We start from the raw sequence: 18,023 nt of genomic DNA on the forward strand, positions 1-18,023 counted from the left end.
AATGATTAATTGCATTGGGGTTCAAAAATCAAGCTAATCAAAAATAATATTTACAGAAAGAAAATAAATTTCAAACAACATGGCAACAGACAGAACTAACATTGGCTACAAATTCGAAAAAGGAGATATTCCATCGCAGGAAGACTTCCAAGAGGTGTTTAAAAGTTTCGTTCATATTGACGAAGACAAAGCCGATTTTCAAATGGTCGAAGCAGGAACCGATAATCAGCATTACGTAACCCCTGCCCTTTTGTATACAGGTTTAAAGAATATTGGTATCATTACCGGAAATAACTATATGCCACGAAAAGAGCATTTTGACTCATTTGTTGGCGATACCATTACTTTGCAATATGCGCCAGTTAATTACAGCGTTAAAGTATTTAAAAACGGGCAATTATTACTAGAGAAAGAAGGCCAAGGAAATGATGGAGATTACATCATTAATTATGAAATGGCCAAAATTACCTTTTCGGGCAATATTGATAATAGAAACATTGAAGTCGATTATTGGTATAAAAATTTAGCTCCAAATTCAAATCCAGGAGGTGGTTCTGGTCAGCAAATTGACTTTACCAGTTTCTTGCATACTTCAGGAAATGAAACTAAAAATGGAATCTTAACTTTCAACAACACTACGCCTACCTCAACTAGCGGAATTGTATTAACAAACAGCGGTGCCGATGCTGGCGCTAAAGTACTGGACGTAACAGTTAGCGGTGCCGGAAGCGGTATCGCAGTTCAAAATACAGCAACGGGAACTGGTATTAAAGTATCTAACACTGGATCTGGAGCAGGTTTACAAGTCAACTCTTCTGCAACTGCAACTGGTGATCCTTTGCAAGTATCAAAAGATAATGTTGTAAATGCTAAAATTGATACTGAAGGAAAAGTAACTGCTAAAAACTTTATTACTTCAGGCGGTTTAGATACAGATTTTGTAAAAGGAGATGGTTCTCTTGACGATACTGTTTACGCTGAAGACACAAAAGTAATTCATACTTCTGGTAATGAAACTAAAGATGGAGCATTAAAACTGACTCACAATGATTCTGTTGAAGATGTTTTAACCATCATCAAAAGTAATAGTGCTAACTGCTTAAAATTAGTTCAAAACTCTACTTCTAACGCCACTACTTCTACTATTGACACGAATGCTGAAAATGTTAATAGAAAAGCAATCAGTATTCAAAAAATACAAGTAGAAAAAGCATTTATCACACACGACGGAAACGTATCTGGAACTTCTTTTACAACCTTAAACGAAAAAGCAGATATTACGGATGGCTTTTTAACATTAGCAGCTTCAACTTCTGCAACTGCAATGGCTGGTCATGCAAAATTATACGCTAAAACAGCTGGAACTACTGATTTGTATGTAATGGGTAGTGATGGGGTTGAAAAGAAGATTGGCGCTGAAGTCGATTTATCAGGAAAAGAAAACACTATTGCTGCAGGAACTACGACTCAATATTTTAGAGGTGATAAAACTTGGCAGACTCTTGATAAAACAGCTATTGGTCTTTCTAACGTTGATAACACAAACGATTTAAATAAACCTGTTTCTACTGCTACACAAACGGCTTTGAATCTAAAGGCAAATTTGGCTTCACCGCCTTTAACAGGAACACCTACTGCTCCTACAGCCGCAGCTGGTACCAATACAACACAAATTGCGACTACAGCATTTGTATTAGCAAATAGTGATATAACTCCTGATGCAACTACCCTAATAAAGGGAAAAATAAAATTGGAAGGAGATTTGGGCGGTACTGCAGATTTACCTACAACTCCAACAGCTGTACATAAAACAGGCAATGAAATTATAGATGGTTTTAAACATTTTTGTGTGGGAGGAGCAGCTACTAGTAGAATTCTAATTAATTCAGGCGGTTTTATTGAGAGTGGAGCTGGATTACAAATTGAAACAACTAATAATTTCCAAAGAGGTATGTATGTTGATGTAAAGGACAGTTCAACAGGAATTACTGTAATTTCTTCTGGAAACCAAACAGCTGGAAATGCAATGGCATTTTTTCAAAACATGGGAGCAGGTGTTGGAGCTCACTTCATAACATTGGGACCGGCAGCTACTGGCTCTGCATTATGTGTTACTTCAGCAGGAGGAAGCGGAAGTGTTGGATTGAAAGTAGTAAATAGCTCAGGAAATACTGGTGTTCAAATAGAGCAGGCTTCATCTTCTACAGGGACTCCTTTTCAAGTAATTAAAGATGGTGCAATCCTTACTAAAATAGATCCTTTAGGAAACATTAACGCTAATTCATTTATTAAAACCGGTGGTACAAGTTCGCAATATTTAATGGCCGATGGATCTGTTACTACATCTGTTGCTGGTGCCGTAGAACCAACACAAATTACAATTACTACAACGACGAGTATTACAACTGATACACTTGATGCAAATAGTAAAAAACAATTGGGTAAAAACGTAATCATTAATAATGGAACAAGTACAATAAACATTACCGTAAATGGCGGTACAGACTTTAATGCATCATACCTAAAGCATGGTACAGGTACAATAACATTCGTGCAGGCATCAGGCAGAACATTGGTACAAGTTAATGCTACTGCCACACTAAACGGAGCTGCTGGAAGTACAGCCACAATTTCAAGCATTGGCACTACAGATTATTTAAGAATTTCAAACGTATAATTATGAATCCATTATTATTTTATGAATATGGACTAAGTAAAACTACTCCAGCTCTTCCATTTGTTTCTACTTGGAAAACAGATAATGTTTCTACAGGTTCTAGTACTGCTTCGCAAGTAAAATTACCTTTAATTTACAACGGCACTTATGCTTTTAACATAGACTGGGGAGATGGTTCCTCAAATTATATCACTTCATACAACCAAGCTCAAACCTTACATACTTATGCGACTCCTGGAACATATACAATTACAATTACAGGAACTTGTAAAGGATGGCAGTTTAATAATAATGGTGATAGATTAAAAATTTTATCTATAAGCTCTTGGGGAGGATTAAGACTTGGAACTAATCAAGGAAATTACTTTTTCGGGTGTGCAAATTTAAATCTATCTGCTGTTTCTGATGTATTAAATTTGGAAGGGACAACTTCATTAGCTTATTGTTTTTCTTTATGTACATCAATAACTTCGATAAACAAAATTGAGGAATGGAATACATCTGCGGTTACCAATATGTATTGTATGTTTTATAGTGCATCATTATTCGACCAAAACATTGGGTCATGGATTACTTCGACTGTGACAAATATGAGCTATATGTTTTTTGGGGCTTCATTATTTAACCAAAACATTGGTTCTTGGAATACTTCGGCTGTGACAAATATGGGCTCTATGTTTGGTAGTGCTTCGGCATTCAATCAAAACATTAGCTCTTGGAATACTTCTGCTGTGGCAGATATGAGCGGTATGTTTTACAAAGCGTCATCTTTCAACCAAAACATTGGCTCTTGGAATACTTCGAATGTGAAAGATATGAATACCATGTTTACTGAAGCTAAAGTATTTAATCAAAATATTGGTTCTTGGGATACTTCCGCTGTGACACGTATGGATAATATGTTTTCCGGAGCTACAGCATTTGATCAACCTATAGACAACTGGAACACAGCAGCTGTAACAGGTATGAGTAGTATGTTTAATTCAGCCATAGCTTTCAACCAAAATATTGGCTCTTGGAATACTTCAGCGGTGACAAATATGCGTATGATGTTTAATTCAGCTACAGCATTCAACCAAAACATTGGAGCCTGGAATACTTCAAATGTCACAAATATGGAATCTATGTTTTCTCGAGCTATTGTATTTAATCAAAATTTAGGAGGCTGGTCTGTATCCAAGGTAACAAATATGGGGTGGATGTTTGGTTATGCTACTGCATTTAATAACGGTGGAAGTCCAAGTATTAATAATTGGGATACTTCTGCGGTAACAGGCATGTACAGTATGTTTGCTGCTGCTGATAATTCTGTTTCTGAATTTAACCAACCAATTGGCTCTTGGAATACTTCAAATGTGACAAATATGTCCAGCATGTTTGAATCAACTACTAAATTCAACCAAAACTTAGGTTCTTGGGATGTATCAAAAGTAATGCATATGCAGTATTCATTCTTTAAAGCTAAGGGCTTCAACAATGGCGAAAGCCCTGACATAAACAATTGGGATACTTCTTCTGTAATAAATATGAACGCTATGTTTAATAGGGCTGCAGCATTCAATCAAAACATAGGAAATTGGAACGTTTCAAAAGTAACAAATATGAGCACTATGTTTGCTTCAGCTACAACATTCAACCAAAACATTGGCTCTTGGAATACCCTATCTGTAATTGATATGGGCAGTATGTTTAGTGGCGCTTCGACATTCAACCAAAATATTGGATCTTGGAATGTATCTTCTGTAACAAATATGAATGCTATGTTTAGTGATGCCGTGTCATTCAATCAAAATATAGGAAATTGGAATACTTCAAACGTGACAAATATGGGTTCTATGTTTAGTAGAGCTACAGCATTTAACCAAAACATAGGAAATTGGAACATTAGTAATGTAACTAATTTTTCATATTTTATGCCAAATGCACCCTCCTTTTTTTCATCGGCCAGTTTAGACGCTATCTATAATGGTTGGAGTTCAAGACCTGTAAAACCTTCGTTAAATATTTCTTTTGGTTCCGCTAAATATACCTCTGCTAGTGCAGCAGCCAGAACAATTCTTACTGGAACCCCAAACAATTGGTCAATTACCGATGGAGGAATCGTAGCATAACATTCATATTTCTAACAATTTTAATAAAAACAAAAAACTAAATAATAAAAAAAATGGAAAACGTAACAATCAATAAAGAAGAAGCAAAAACAATCAAAGCAGAGCAATTAAAAAAACTACAAGACTTTAATGTCTTTATGGATAAGGCAAGATTATCGTTGGGAGAATTATCTATTCAATACGAGTTTCAAAAAGCAGATATCTTAAGTCAGATTGCCGTTCAGCAACAAAACTTCAACGAATTGGAAAAAGCTATTAAGGATGAACACGGAGATATTCGCGTGAACATTGAAACTGGCGAAATTGTAAAACAAGAACAAGAATAATTCTTTGTCATAATTTTTAAATAGTTATTTAGGAACCACAAATTTATCAGCCTATTTGGCGTGGTTCCTATTGGCTTTAATACTCCTTTATCGCATTCTCCGTCTACATACTTCTAGACAATCTGCTTTATTTAATTATTGCTTTTTTACAAAATTCAATTTACAGCACGAAATTAAATTATAAAAAGTGAGATTAAAAAATGTGTAAAAGTGTCTTTTTTACCTCATCAAACTTAGTTATTGCTTCAAGCAAACCTTCGCTAAGTTGAGACAAATCATAATCAATTATAAACAAAGTATGGAATATTACAATATAGCCAGGTCATTGACTGCGGCAAAAAATGATTGCGCTGCTGGAGTCATGGGTACTTCCGTCACGCTTAACGCAAATGCAAATCAGTTTGTATCCAACATTAGTGTCGAAGATGCCAATGCAAAAGCCGATGAATGGTTGGCAGCAAACGTTCAGGCCTATGCTAATAACGCTGGATCTTGCAGAATCACAGCTTGGAGAGGAGTAAATCCTTCCTGTGTTGTTGAACCCGATGTAACACTATCTCCTTTCAACTACATGGTCATTAGATATAAATGGGCACTCGGAGCAGGACAAGATTTTGACACTTATACTGGAATTATTAATTCAGGAACCTCTTTAGATAATAAATGGATGGGATGGGGTCACGGGTTTAATAACGAAATTCCAACAAATGCCCTAGCAGCAGATTCTTATATTATGTGGGCTGGTGATAATACACAAGCAAATGGTGTAGAAAGTTGCCTTGTGAATTTTAGTAAAATAACACGAGACTACCCTACTTTAAGTACTGTTCAAATAAGAATGGCTGGCTCATGGTATAGAACTGTCCAAACAGGAAATATAGATGTAGAAATAGTTACTTATTTCGGTGGCACAATGCAAAAATCAGGTTATGACATCATTAATGTTGGCGGAACTCTAGTTGATCAAAAGAACTTTTCTAAAAAGGTACCAATTCAAGGGACCAATTTGGCTAAAAACATTGAAGCTGTAACTAATCTCGGATACATCACTTACATTAAAGATTCGTCTACAGGGCGAATCGTAATTAAATATTAAAAACCAAAAAAAATATGGGAAATACAGGATATAAATCTTTTGCGGCACTAGAATTATACTATGTTGATGACGGAAGCCCGACAGGACAGCCAACAAAACCAAATGTAGTTACAGATCCAGATTATATTGCACCCGTTTTAGATACTACCACTTGCGCTCCTAGCGTAAGATATTATAGCGTAGAAAAAAGACTAAGCGCCAAAAAAAATAACTGCGGACCTGGATACAGTGGCAGCATCGTGACACTTACCGCCGATGCAAATCTATTTTTTTCTACCATAAGTCTTGCAGACGCCAATGCCCAAGCCGATGCTTGGCTAGCTGCCAACGTACAGACTCACGCAAACAATGCAGGAACATGTGAAGTTACTTACACACCACCAACTGGCGGCGGCGGTGGAAGTAGTGGATGTCTCGTTGAAGGTACTCTAATCACATTGCCTGATGGCACAAGAAAAGCAATTGAAGAACTGACTCTTGATCAACTATTGCTTTCCTCTGAAATTGAAACCCTTAATGATACCAATAATGCTGAAGAGTTATACAAATGGTCTTGTGATCACTTATCTGAAAATAGAATTACTTCTCCAATAACAAAACTCTCTCATAAAGTTGCCCATAAAACAATTATTGTGAACGATGGTTTGTTTGAGGCCACTCCCACTCACCTACAGTTAGTTCAGCGTAATGGTTATTGGAAATTTATTCCTTTGGGAGACATTCTAATTGGAGATAATTTGTATACGATCGATAAAGAAATTATTCCAGTTACTGCTGTAACAATCAATTTAGAAAAACGAAATATCTATCCAATGACATTAAATCCATTTCACACCTTTTTTGCAAATGGAATTTTAACTCATAACTACAAACAGCCTCTGGCAAATGATTATTAAAGTGGAATGTCAACTTGACAACTAAAAATTGTTCTTTCCTATAAGAGTCGCATAAGTATTTAATCCAAATTCTACAGAAAAACATTTCTTAATTGACCATCAAAAATTTTTTTTAGTCAAAGAAAATGAATGTGGAATTTGGATTTACGTGTATATCACTCACACAGAACGGTTTTAAATAACTTACAATTAACAATTAAAAAATGGCCACAAACTATAACAGAATCAAAGTCGCTGACTTAGAAAAAAATGAACAAAACAAAATTTTAAAGACCAACAACAATGGTGAATTAGAATTCAGTGATATAAACGAAATTAGTTACAACTCCCTTGATTACATTGTTCCAGGTAAAGCTCTGGATGCAAGACAAGGAAAAGTTTTAAAAGACTTAATTAATGATGCAAATGAGTTACTTGTTTCTGATAATATCGATTTAAATACGCTCCAGAAATTAGGTGACGCAATTGAAGCAGTTCAAAATTCTTTAAGTACAATATTAGTAAATGATCTTACAACAGGAGGAAGCACAAAAGCTTTAACTGCAGAAATGGGTAAAACATTGCAGAGCAACAAAGTTGACAAAGTTGCTGGTAAAAGTTTAATTTCTGATAATGAAATTACCCGATTGGGGACGCTTTCAAACTATGTGCACCCCGCTACCCATTCACCAAATATCATTGCGCAAGATTCAGAAAATCGATTTGTTTCTGATACCGAAAAATCAAATTGGAATGCAAAACAAGCCTCTTTAGCATTTACTCCTGAAAATTCTTCAAATAAAAATACTGCTAATGGTTATGCTGGTTTAGGAGCAGACGGAAAATTAATCTCTTCTCAACTTCCTGCCATTACAGTAAATGATACTTTTGTTGTAGCATCTCAAGCAGCTATGTTAGCATTAACTGCAGAAACTGGAGACATTGCCGTAAGAACCGATTTAAGTAAATCATTCATTTTAAAAGGTTCAAATTCAGCGATTTTAAATGATTGGCAGGAATTATTATCTCCTACTAGTGAAGTAACAAAAGTTTTTGGAAGAAATGGCGCGGTTACGGCTCAAGCTGGTGATTACAATGCAGATCAAATTACTGAAACAGCATCAAGAAAATTTCAGTCTGCAAGTCAACAAACATTTAATGACGCGACAAGCTCGATTCAGACACAATTAAATTCTAAAGCTTCTACGACAGGTTCGGGAGCTTCAGGAACATGGACTATCAATGTAACTGGAAATGCAAATACTGCAGGAGGATTAGCCGTTCATTCATCAACAAACAATGAACCGAATAAAATTGTGAGAACAGATGGCAATGGCTATATCCAGGCAGGATGGATCAATACTGTTTCTGGAGATAGTGGAGCTACGCCTATCAATAGAATTTATGCATCTGATGATCAATATTTGAGATATTATACCCCTGCAAATTTTATAAACTCTTTAGGATTAGCAACAACTGCAACAAACAGATGGTATGATGGCTGGGTAAATGCACCTGGATATGATGCCAATACTATTGGAGAAAACAAATCTGGATTTTCATACTCAAATAATTGCCCTTTGAGTGGCCAATTAATACATTTTGGATCTGGTGGTTATAGCTTACAATTAAATTCAAACTACGGATCAGGAATAGCAGATGTTAGATTTAGAACACATAATGGAGATGTAAATACTTGGGGGGACTGGGGAAGATTTATAACAGATGGCAATTATGCAACTTACTCATCATTTTCTGGAATTGTTAGCTCTGGTCTTGGTTTTCAAACTACTAATTATGCAGTAAATAATCGAAACAGAATCTGGTCATTTGGAGATGCTGACGGATACGGATTAAGTTATTTCCAGGGATCGGCCGGTCAAAATGGAGCAGATTCAATTGGAATTCATTTTGGAAATGCGACAAATGCAGGTTCAAAATTTATTTTTGCCTCTAATGGCGATTTCTTAACATCAGGTCTAACTACAAGTTCTGCATTAGGCGTGGCTCAAACTACAGGAAATGGGCAAGGTCTTTCTTTATACGCTGGCGCGACAAATAGTATGCCTTCTTATGGTTTAATGTTTGCAACAACATCAAATTATGGTGGACATGGATCAGTTAGTGGAGATTGGGCAACTTATTTTACCATGGCAGGTGCTACTAATCGAGGATGGATATTTCGTTCTGAAAGTTCAAATATTGCAAGTATTAGCGCAACAGGAGTATTTACTGGATCAAACTTTGTTGGGTCATTATCTGGAAACGCCAACACTGCAACAATAGCCAACCAGATGAACTGGAATAATTATGGTGCTGGCCATACTATTTTTGACGCTTCAGCATCAGTATCACCTTCGAGCACATCTGTAAATAATTCCAATGCTCAAATTCCTTGGTCTCCTACTTATCCTTCTTTAATGGGGTGGAATGGAGCAAATACTTACGGTCTTAGAGTAGACTCATCAAGAATTTCTGATCGAACAGATCGAGCAAATGGCAATCTATATATTGATGACAACTATGGTAATGGTGTTGTTGGCGTCTATTCTTCAACGCGTTATCAGGGAATTTATGCTATGGGCGATGCCTATAAATTATCTGCAGATGGAACCAGCACTAATAATTGTTACGGGCTTGCTTGGACACATCCTAATGTTGGCGGTCAGTCAATAGCTGGACTTAGCCATCAATTATTGGTAATGGAAGCAGGAACTACTAAAACAGCTATTGGTTCAGGTATTTGGACTTCTGGAGCTGTCACTGGATCAAGATTTGCGGCTGGATTTGACGCTGGAGTTGCCAACTCATTCTCGTGTGATGGATGGTTTAGGTCTGGAGGCTCTTCTGGTTGGTATAATTCTACCTTTGGTGGAGGAATTTGGATGCAGAACACTACAAACGTAGAAATTTATGGAAATAAGCAACTTTTAGTTAATAACAATATTGCAGCAACTGGAGATGTAATAGCTTATTATTCTGATGAAAGATTAAAAACCAGAAAGGCTAATATCACCAATGCCATTGATAAAATTAAAACTTTAAATGGTTTTTATTATAAAAATAATAGTTTGGCAAAAAGTTTTGGCTATAAGTCTACAGATCTGCAAATTGGTCTTTCTGCTCAAGAAGTAAAAGCAATTTTACCAGAAGTGGTGACTACTGCACCATTTGATAGAGAAATTACAGAAGAAGGAAATGAAGTTTCTAAATCTGGCGAAAACTACTTAACTGTCAATTATGCTAAACTAGTGCCTTTATTAGTTGAAGCTATAAAAGAACAGCAAGCTCAAATAGATTATTTATTAACCAAAATAAATACGTAATGGCTTTAAATTCTAACGGTTCATTATCACTAGGCAACATTTGCACTGAAAAAACCATACCTTCAACAAATGCTTCTCTTACTACATTATCCACAACAAATATCAATGTGGCAAGCAGTGCAAAACCTAACGGCACTGCTCCCCATAGCATAAGTGAATTTTACAATTACAATCATTCCACAATACCTCCCTCGATAACTATTACTAGTTATAGTTCTGGGTATCTTTATTTTACCTTAAACGGAACAGGATACTCAACTTCCGCTGTAACTGTTAAAAAAAGCACAGTCTCTGCAAACGGACCTTGGTCAAATGATACTAATTCATCTATTTCACCCAGAAATGTTGGAATTCCTTCAGTAACGACTTGGTACCAAATACAAGACGCAATTAATCCGTCAATATTTTCCAATGTGTATCAATATGTAATTTCTGACACTACAGCCCCTCCAGCTCCTACATTAACGGGAATATTTAACAACCCGCAAAGAGCACTTACTTTAAACTGGAATGCTGTAACAGATCCTTCAAGTCCCGTTTCTTATAAAATTTACTCTAGTAATGTTCAGCAAACAGTGACTTCTGCGACCACTATAACCTTATATGGTGCTTGGATTTTTACAGGATATAATTCATGGACCGTAAGATCTGTAGACGCTGTTGGGAATACGTCGCCAAACAGTAATGCCTATACATTTACCGCTTCATAAAAGTAATCACAGTTCAATTTAAACAATATAAAAAATGACAAAACTTATTAAACATAGTAAAGAAAATATTAATGTAAAACGAGAAGCCACAAATTACACTGCGACAAGCAATGATTTAAAAGGCCATCTCCAAGGTATTGACAATGCATTAGGAAATAACCCTGGAAATGGAACTTCTGATCAAAACAATTTCGTAAGGAACATTTACATTAACATCAATAATCTGAATGTTGGTGAATCATCAGAAATTACAGCCGATATGCTTAATGAATATTTTTCAAGTTTACCCGATGAAGAAAAAACAATTTTAGACACCGACAGCAAAACAAATATTGTTGTTTTTCGAGATATTTATTCGAGTTAAAATGACATGAATGTTTATATAATTAGCTGGTTTGACAACCGTTTAAGTCGGGTTCATAGTTTTAAAAACCTAATCCACTATTATTTAAAACTAGACTATAAAATAGTAATTCTATGGATGAATAATGAAAAGTATAAAATTTCACATCCAAACATTAACTACATCAATTCTGAGGTTATCAATGCATCTGTTGCCAGAAACAAACTTCTAAAACTATTTTATAATTCGGATCAAAATGAAGCTATCTTTAGTGATGACGACGTGCAAATTTTGACTTATGATTTACTACAAGAAAGTTTTAATGACAATGAGATTATCACTTTTATTAGTCATATAAAACGTAAACCCAAAACCTTCAAATACCCGCTCTTCTCAAGTACACTTTTTAAAATAAAAAAAAGTAAAACTAAAGTTTTTTTTGATGAAAAACTTCAAGCAAACCAAGATTTAGATTTTGGCTACAACTGCTTTTTTAACAAATTAAAAATTAAAGAAGTGTACACTCAAAAACTTTACAACAACAAAGAAAATTCGGTAATGTTTCTGGATGAGGAGGACCGGAAAAAAAAGAAAAAAGAAACATTTAATCTAATAAATAAAAAATATGGAATTACCTTATAATGCAGAAATTTTACATATTATAGAATTAATCAACATAGGAAAAGGTCTAATCCCAACCTTAAATGACAGCAATCTATTGGCTATAAAAGAGCCATCAGAAAAGACTGTTCCTTCAATGAGCGAAATCATCCAAGCCTCAAACTCAAATGGATTTTGGGATAATTATTTTTCCGTTTATCAAAACTCTTCTAGGGCTGGTTTTTCAATCAATAACTATAATTATTCAGACTTTTACCAGTTTCCTGTCTTGGAATTAGGTATTTTTAATTACTACGGAAATGGTCTCGCAAGAGGTTTCTCTTTTTTTTATGACAAGACTATTTTTAATGACACCCAGCAAAAAGGGATAGAATATGAAAGCATGGACCCGCTTTATGCAACTCTAAATACTTTGGCAACTAGAGGATTTGTACTTAAAACAAGATACAAACATATTACTGACTACAATACCGAAGAAGGTGTTTACAATGTTACAGAAGAGGATTTAGGAAAAACACTTATTGTTTCGGCGCCAATACCAATTTCAATCAAACTTGAAGATATTTCAGAGTTTAATTTTGAAGTTTTTAATAATTCACAATTTCCTGTTACAATCTCTTCACCAGATCCATTAGTTTCTTTTTACAGCAAAGCAAATAGCAACACAATCAATATTAAGAAACAGGGATTAGTAAAAGTATTCAATGGTTCTTTTAATCATTTTTATCAAGTTGCTGGAGATATTGATAATACGATAAACAATACTACAACTACAGCATTAAATAATTCTCAGCTAAATACAGCATATCCTTCAGCAGAAACTGGATTTAAAGTGCCTTGCCTTAATATCGCTTCTGGAGCATTAATATATGAAAAAACAGCAAATGGATGGATACAGTACGCTATTCAAACCGTTAGTTAAAACTTAGAGCCTATTTTATTTTTTCGAAAACAAGTAAAATTATTAATTTCAATCAATTCAAATGTATACAAATCATAACAGGATAAGAGTATCCGACTTAGAAACAAATGACCCTAACAAAATCTTAATTACTAATGAAAAAGGTGAACTAACATTTAATAGTGCTAGTGAATTAGGGTTAGGTGCAAATAAATTTCGAAAAGAAAATTTTGAATTTACAGGTTCAAAAATATTTACTTTATCAGAACCGGCATTAAATGTTTTAGCTGTAGTTGTAGATGGTATTACCTTAAACGGTACTCCTGGTGCACCATTACAATATCGAATGAACACCTCTACTTCATTAGAAATACTTGATGAAATGATTGTTGGTGAAGACTTTTGGGTAAGCATCACTTACAATTACGCGGGATCTGTCGATGGCGGACAGCCTGGAACTGGAAATTATACTGCAGATCAAATTACAGAAACGGCAAACAGAAAATTTCAATCGGCAGACCAACAGGCTTTCAACGATGCAACTTCAAGTATTCAAGCTCAATTAAACTCAAAAGAGCCGTCATTAGCTGCAGGTACAAATTCTCAATACTTTAGAGGAGATAAAACTTGGCAAACTCTTGACAAATCAGCTGTTGGCTTAAGAAATGTGAACGATACAGCAGATACTACCAAAAATGTTTTATCTGCTACAAAACTCACAACTGCTAGAGCAATCAATGGAGTTTCTTTTGACGGATCGGCAAATATTACAATAAATGCTACCGATTCTACTGCTAGAATTGCCTCTAGCGAAAAAGGCGCAGCAAACGGAGTGGCAACTCTTGATGCCAGTGGAATTATTCCAACTTCTCAATTGCCAAGTTATGTTGATGATGTATTAGAATTTACAAACTTAACAAGTTTTCCTGCAACTGGTGAAACAGGAAAAATCTATATCGCAAAAGATACCAATAAAACATATCGTTGGGGAGCATCTTCATATATTTATATTACTAGCGGGGCTGTAGACAGTGTTGCGGGTAAAACAGGCGTTGTAACATTAGCTAAAGCAGATGTTGGTTTGGCAAATGTTGACAATACAACAGATGCTGCCAAAAATGTTTTATCAGCCACTAAATTAACAACCGCTAGAACAATCAATGGCGTTTCTTTTGACGGATCAGCAAATATTACAATTACTGATACATCTAAAGAAAACAGCATTACCGCTGGTGCTACCACACATTACTGGCGAGGAGATAAAACATGGCAGAATTTAAATACTGCTAATGTTCCCGAATCTACTAATTTGTACTTTTCTAATGCTCGTTCAATTGCTTCAACATTAACTGGCTATAGCTCTGCATCTGGAACAATTTCAGCAACAGATACTATCTTATCTGCCATAAATAAACTTAATGGAAATGATGATCTAAAAGCTCCTTTAGCATCTCCTATATTTACAGGATCTGTAACAGCTCCAACATTTGTAGGAACATTAACTGGAAATGCTTCTTCTGCTTCAAAATTGGCAACTGCAAGAACCATAAATGGTGTTTCTTTTGACGGGTCAGCAAATATTACAATCAATGCTGCTGATTCTACCACAAGAATTGCTTCTAGTGAAAAAGGCATTGCCAATGGAGTTGCAACTCTTGATGCCAGCGGAATTATTCCAACTTCTCAATTACCAAGCTATGTTGATGATGTATTAGAATTTACAAACTTGGCTAGTTTTCCTGCAACTGGAGAAAGTGGGAAAATATACATTGCAAAAGATTCAAACAAAACATATCGTTGGGGAGGATCTTCATATATCTATATTACCAGTGGTGCCGTAGACAGTGTTGCAGGTAAAACAGGTGTGGTAGCATTGGCTAAAGCAGATGTTGGTTTGGCAAGTGTTGACAATACCGCAGATACCGCCAAAAATGTTTTATCAGCTACGAAATTAACAACTGCTAGAACAATTAATGGTGTTTCTTTTGATGGTTCAACAAATATTACGATTACTGATTCAACAAAAGAAAGCAGTATTACTGCGGGTACAACTTCTCAATATTGGAGAGGAGATAAAACTTGGCAGCCTCTCACCACAGCGAATGTTCCTGAATCTAGCAATTTATATTTTTCAAACGCAAGATCAATTGCTTCAGTATTGACTGGATATAGCTCAACAACGGGTACCATCCTTGCGACCGATTCAATTTTAACAGCTATTAATAAATTAAATGGAAATGATGCTTTAAAGGCTCCCCTTGCCTCTCCTACATTTACAGGAACAGTTACTGCACCAACTTTTTCTGGAGCTTTAACAGGGAATGCTTCAACAGCAACCTCTTTACAGACCGCTAGAACAATTAACGGAGTATCATTTAATGGTTCTGCAAATATTACAATCGCTGATTCAACAAAATTACCACTAGCTGGCGGAACAATGAGCGGAGATATTATATTTCCTGGTACTGATCGCTCAGAAGGTATTTTTGGTACTTACGATTCAACAAAAACACAATCAATTTGGTCTATCGGAACAGCTTATCGAAGCTCTGTTGATGGTTCAAATTTTGGCACTCTCTATGGTCTTGCGTATAAGCATACAAATAATACCACTGGAGGAACAATGGCTAGCGGACATCAAATGGTTTGGTGCAGTAATGGCTCTCCAAAATCTGCTATTGGCGATGGAATCTGGACATCAGGAACAATTACTGGAGACGGCTCAGGGTTAACAGGTATCTCACAAACGTTCAGTATAGGAGGAAATGCCGCTACAGCTACTAGATTGCAAACACCGAGAACTATTAATGGCGTTTCATTTGATGGTTCTGCAAATATTACTATTGCTGATTCTTCAAAAGCACCACTGGTTTCTCCAACATTTACAGGAACTGTAACTGCTCCTACTTTTGTTGGAAATTTAAATGGAAATTCTACAGGGTTTCCGTATCAAGGAGGTTTTCAAATTGATAATCTACCAGGTAGCTTTTCAACTATTGTTAGAGAAGAAACACCTTCTTCTGGGTATAGCTATACATCAACATTACATATGGCTTCAAGTGATGGCAGACAGCAATTAACGATTTCGAGAGATGGCAGTGGAATGAAATTTAGAGGTAACACCACCGCTAGCGGAAATACTGGTTGGACTTCTTGGAAAACTGTCTTAACAGACAGTAATTACTCTGCTTATTCTGCATTCTCTGGAGCAATCACTGGTGCTTCTTTAACAGTTACTGGAGATGTTACTGCTTTTTCTGATGCTAGATTTAAAGAAAATATTAGACCTATTGAAAATGTTATCGAAAGAATTCAAGCTTCAAGAGGAGTTGTATACGACAGAATTGATAACGATCAAAAAGATAATGTTGGATTTATTGCTCAAGAACTTGAAGAAAATTTCCCAGAATTGGTTCTTACACGCGAAGACGGAACAAAAGCTGTAAAATATCAAAATGCTGTTGCTGTATTATTTGAAGCAATTAAAAAACAACAGACCCAAATTGAAGAACAGGATAAAAAATTGAAACTTATCTTTAAACATCTAAACTTAAATCTATAATGGCATTACCATCAAGCGGATCAATATCATTGGATCAGATAACCAATGAACTTGGAAAACCAAGATTAAATGGCGCATCAATTTCCTTGTATAAAGCATCAGTAGGTGAAATTAGCACTATTAATACCAATTCACCAAGTAAACCTAATGGTACAGCACCTCATTCAATGTCTGAATTCCGAGGTTACAATCATACAGCAGCATCTTCTGGAGGAGGATCTAGTGGAGGAGGTACTGTAAACACTGGTGTTATATGGAATGATACAGGACGCACAATTAGTGCAACATACATGACAATTAAAGCCAACGGGACTACGGTTGCTAATATTACCCTTCCTACACTTGCCAATGGAGCTAGTTTTAATTTCAGTACCACATATACTAATCTTATATTTTCTAATGGTACATTTATTCTAGATCTATATACACCCACAGTTGGTTTAACCTCATCAAATTATTTTTATATGACAGGAGGGTACCTTAGTACAAATGGGTATTTTTCAAGTACAGGAAGTAGTCTCCGAGCAACCGTAACATCTAGTGGACCACAATATAGTATAATTATTCATATAAAGTAAATGAAAATAGTTTATAGTTATTGGGATACCGGTAACGGATTAAAAAAACCAGGTAATTGGTTTAATGCTCAATTCATGTTGTCTTCCATGGTAATGTCTGTTCTCAATAGCTATAAACATTATGGAAGAGTGGAAATGATTACCGACAGCGCAAGTAAGGTTTGGATAGAAAAATTGGGGCTACCTTTTGAATCAATAAGAACTGATCTTGATGAATTGCAAAAATATGATAAGGGTTCATGGGCACTCGGCAAAATAAAAGCTTACAGTATTCAAGAAGAGCCTTTTTTACATGTTGATTTAGATGTTATTTTATTTGAACCTTTATCTCAAAAACTGGTAAATAATGACTTGTATGTCCAGAATTTTGAACCATTTCATATAGACGCTTATCATAAAACCTATATGCCTTATATTGAATTGATAGAAGATCTTGGAACTGATTTACCTATTGGTTACCACGATAAAAAACAAGCCGTAAACCTTGGAATTTATGGTTGCAACAATCTTGAATTTAATAAGCTTTACTGCGATTCTGTATTTAGGTTTGTGGAACATAATGAAAAGAAGTTCAAATCTATTGTTCCTCTTCATAAACTGTGCGTTATATGGGAACAATATTTTTGGGCTGTCATCGCTGATAAATTAAAAATGTCTATTGGTACAATTATAGATCCACACTACAAATTAGCATCAGAAGCAGGATACTTCCATCTACTTATTGATAAATACAAAAAAGATATTGCAGATAATTTTTATGAACATGTAAAAACTACCTATCCAGAGTATTACCAATTAATAAACAAATTATTAGAATTCGAAAAAATTGAAATGCATGAAAAATGAACTAATCTAAAAACATCAAATAACAATCTCTTCTGCGCTTAAAAAATGCGT

At 35.3% G+C, this 18,023-nt stretch carries 13 protein-coding genes; all 13 read left to right on the forward strand.

What is annotated here, in order from left to right; all coding sequences use genetic code 11:
- The first annotated feature begins 79 nt into the window (after nt 1-79).
- The 13 genes from LPB248_RS05520 (at nt 80) to LPB248_RS05580 (ending at nt 17,972) form a co-directional block, all read left to right on the forward strand.
- On the forward strand, nt 80-2,677 hold the full coding sequence (locus LPB248_RS05520; protein ID WP_177209578.1) for a hypothetical protein: 2,598 nt from the start codon (nt 80-82) through the stop codon (nt 2,675-2,677).
- A 2-nt stretch (nt 2,678-2,679) separates the two neighbouring features.
- Nucleotides 2,680-4,788, forward strand: coding sequence for a BspA family leucine-rich repeat surface protein (locus tag LPB248_RS05525; protein WP_177210562.1), 2,109 nt, complete (start codon nt 2,680-2,682; stop codon nt 4,786-4,788).
- A gap of 53 nt (nt 4,789-4,841) precedes the next feature.
- A complete protein-coding gene (locus LPB248_RS05530) occupies nt 4,842-5,114 on the forward strand; it encodes a hypothetical protein (RefSeq protein WP_177210563.1) in 273 nt (90 codons plus the stop codon).
- Between the two features lie 265 nt (nt 5,115-5,379).
- The gene (locus LPB248_RS05535; RefSeq protein WP_177210564.1) at nt 5,380-6,210 is read left to right on the forward strand and encodes a DUF5977 domain-containing protein; all 831 of its coding nucleotides are present in this window, start codon (nt 5,380-5,382) and stop codon (nt 6,208-6,210) included.
- A gap of 14 nt (nt 6,211-6,224) precedes the next feature.
- The gene (locus LPB248_RS05540; protein ID WP_177210565.1) at nt 6,225-7,106 is read left to right on the forward strand and encodes a DUF5977 domain-containing protein; all 882 of its coding nucleotides are present in this window, start codon (nt 6,225-6,227) and stop codon (nt 7,104-7,106) included.
- A 203-nt stretch (nt 7,107-7,309) separates the two neighbouring features.
- Nucleotides 7,310-10,411: a tail fiber domain-containing protein gene (locus tag LPB248_RS05545; protein WP_177210566.1), complete on the forward strand. Its 3,102-nt coding sequence runs from the start codon at nt 7,310-7,312 to the stop codon at nt 10,409-10,411.
- Nucleotides 10,411-11,121, forward strand: coding sequence for a hypothetical protein (locus LPB248_RS05550; protein WP_177210567.1), 711 nt, complete (start codon nt 10,411-10,413; stop codon nt 11,119-11,121). The genes LPB248_RS05545 and LPB248_RS05550 overlap by 1 nt, the downstream gene beginning before the upstream one ends.
- Nucleotides 11,122-11,155: 34 nt before the next feature.
- Nucleotides 11,156-11,485 (forward strand): hypothetical protein, encoded by a 330-nt coding sequence (locus LPB248_RS05555; protein ID WP_177210568.1) that lies wholly within the window; start codon nt 11,156-11,158, stop codon nt 11,483-11,485.
- Between the two features lie 6 nt (nt 11,486-11,491).
- The gene (locus LPB248_RS05560) at nt 11,492-12,106 is read left to right on the forward strand and encodes a hypothetical protein (protein ID WP_177210569.1); all 615 of its coding nucleotides are present in this window, start codon (nt 11,492-11,494) and stop codon (nt 12,104-12,106) included.
- Nucleotides 12,090-13,007, forward strand: a complete 918-nt coding sequence (locus LPB248_RS05565; protein WP_177210570.1) for a hypothetical protein — start codon at nt 12,090-12,092, stop codon at nt 13,005-13,007. Before LPB248_RS05560 ends, LPB248_RS05565 begins: the two co-directional genes overlap by 17 nt.
- A 61-nt stretch (nt 13,008-13,068) precedes the next feature.
- The gene (locus tag LPB248_RS05570; protein ID WP_177210571.1) at nt 13,069-16,548 is read left to right on the forward strand and encodes a tail fiber domain-containing protein; all 3,480 of its coding nucleotides are present in this window, start codon (nt 13,069-13,071) and stop codon (nt 16,546-16,548) included.
- A complete protein-coding gene (locus LPB248_RS05575; protein ID WP_177210572.1) occupies nt 16,548-17,126 on the forward strand; it encodes a hypothetical protein in 579 nt (192 codons plus the stop codon). Before LPB248_RS05570 ends, LPB248_RS05575 begins: the two co-directional genes overlap by 1 nt.
- Nucleotides 17,127-17,972 carry a DUF6734 family protein gene (locus LPB248_RS05580; RefSeq protein ID WP_111422169.1) on the forward strand — a complete coding sequence of 282 codons (846 nt, stop codon included), beginning with the start codon at nt 17,127-17,129 and terminating at the stop codon, nt 17,970-17,972. It abuts the gene before it with no gap.
- Nucleotides 17,973-18,023: the final 51 nt, after the last annotated feature.

The organism is Flavobacterium sp. LPB0248, from assembly GCF_013388355.1.
Taxonomy (GTDB): Bacteria; Bacteroidota; Bacteroidia; order Flavobacteriales; family Flavobacteriaceae; genus Flavobacterium.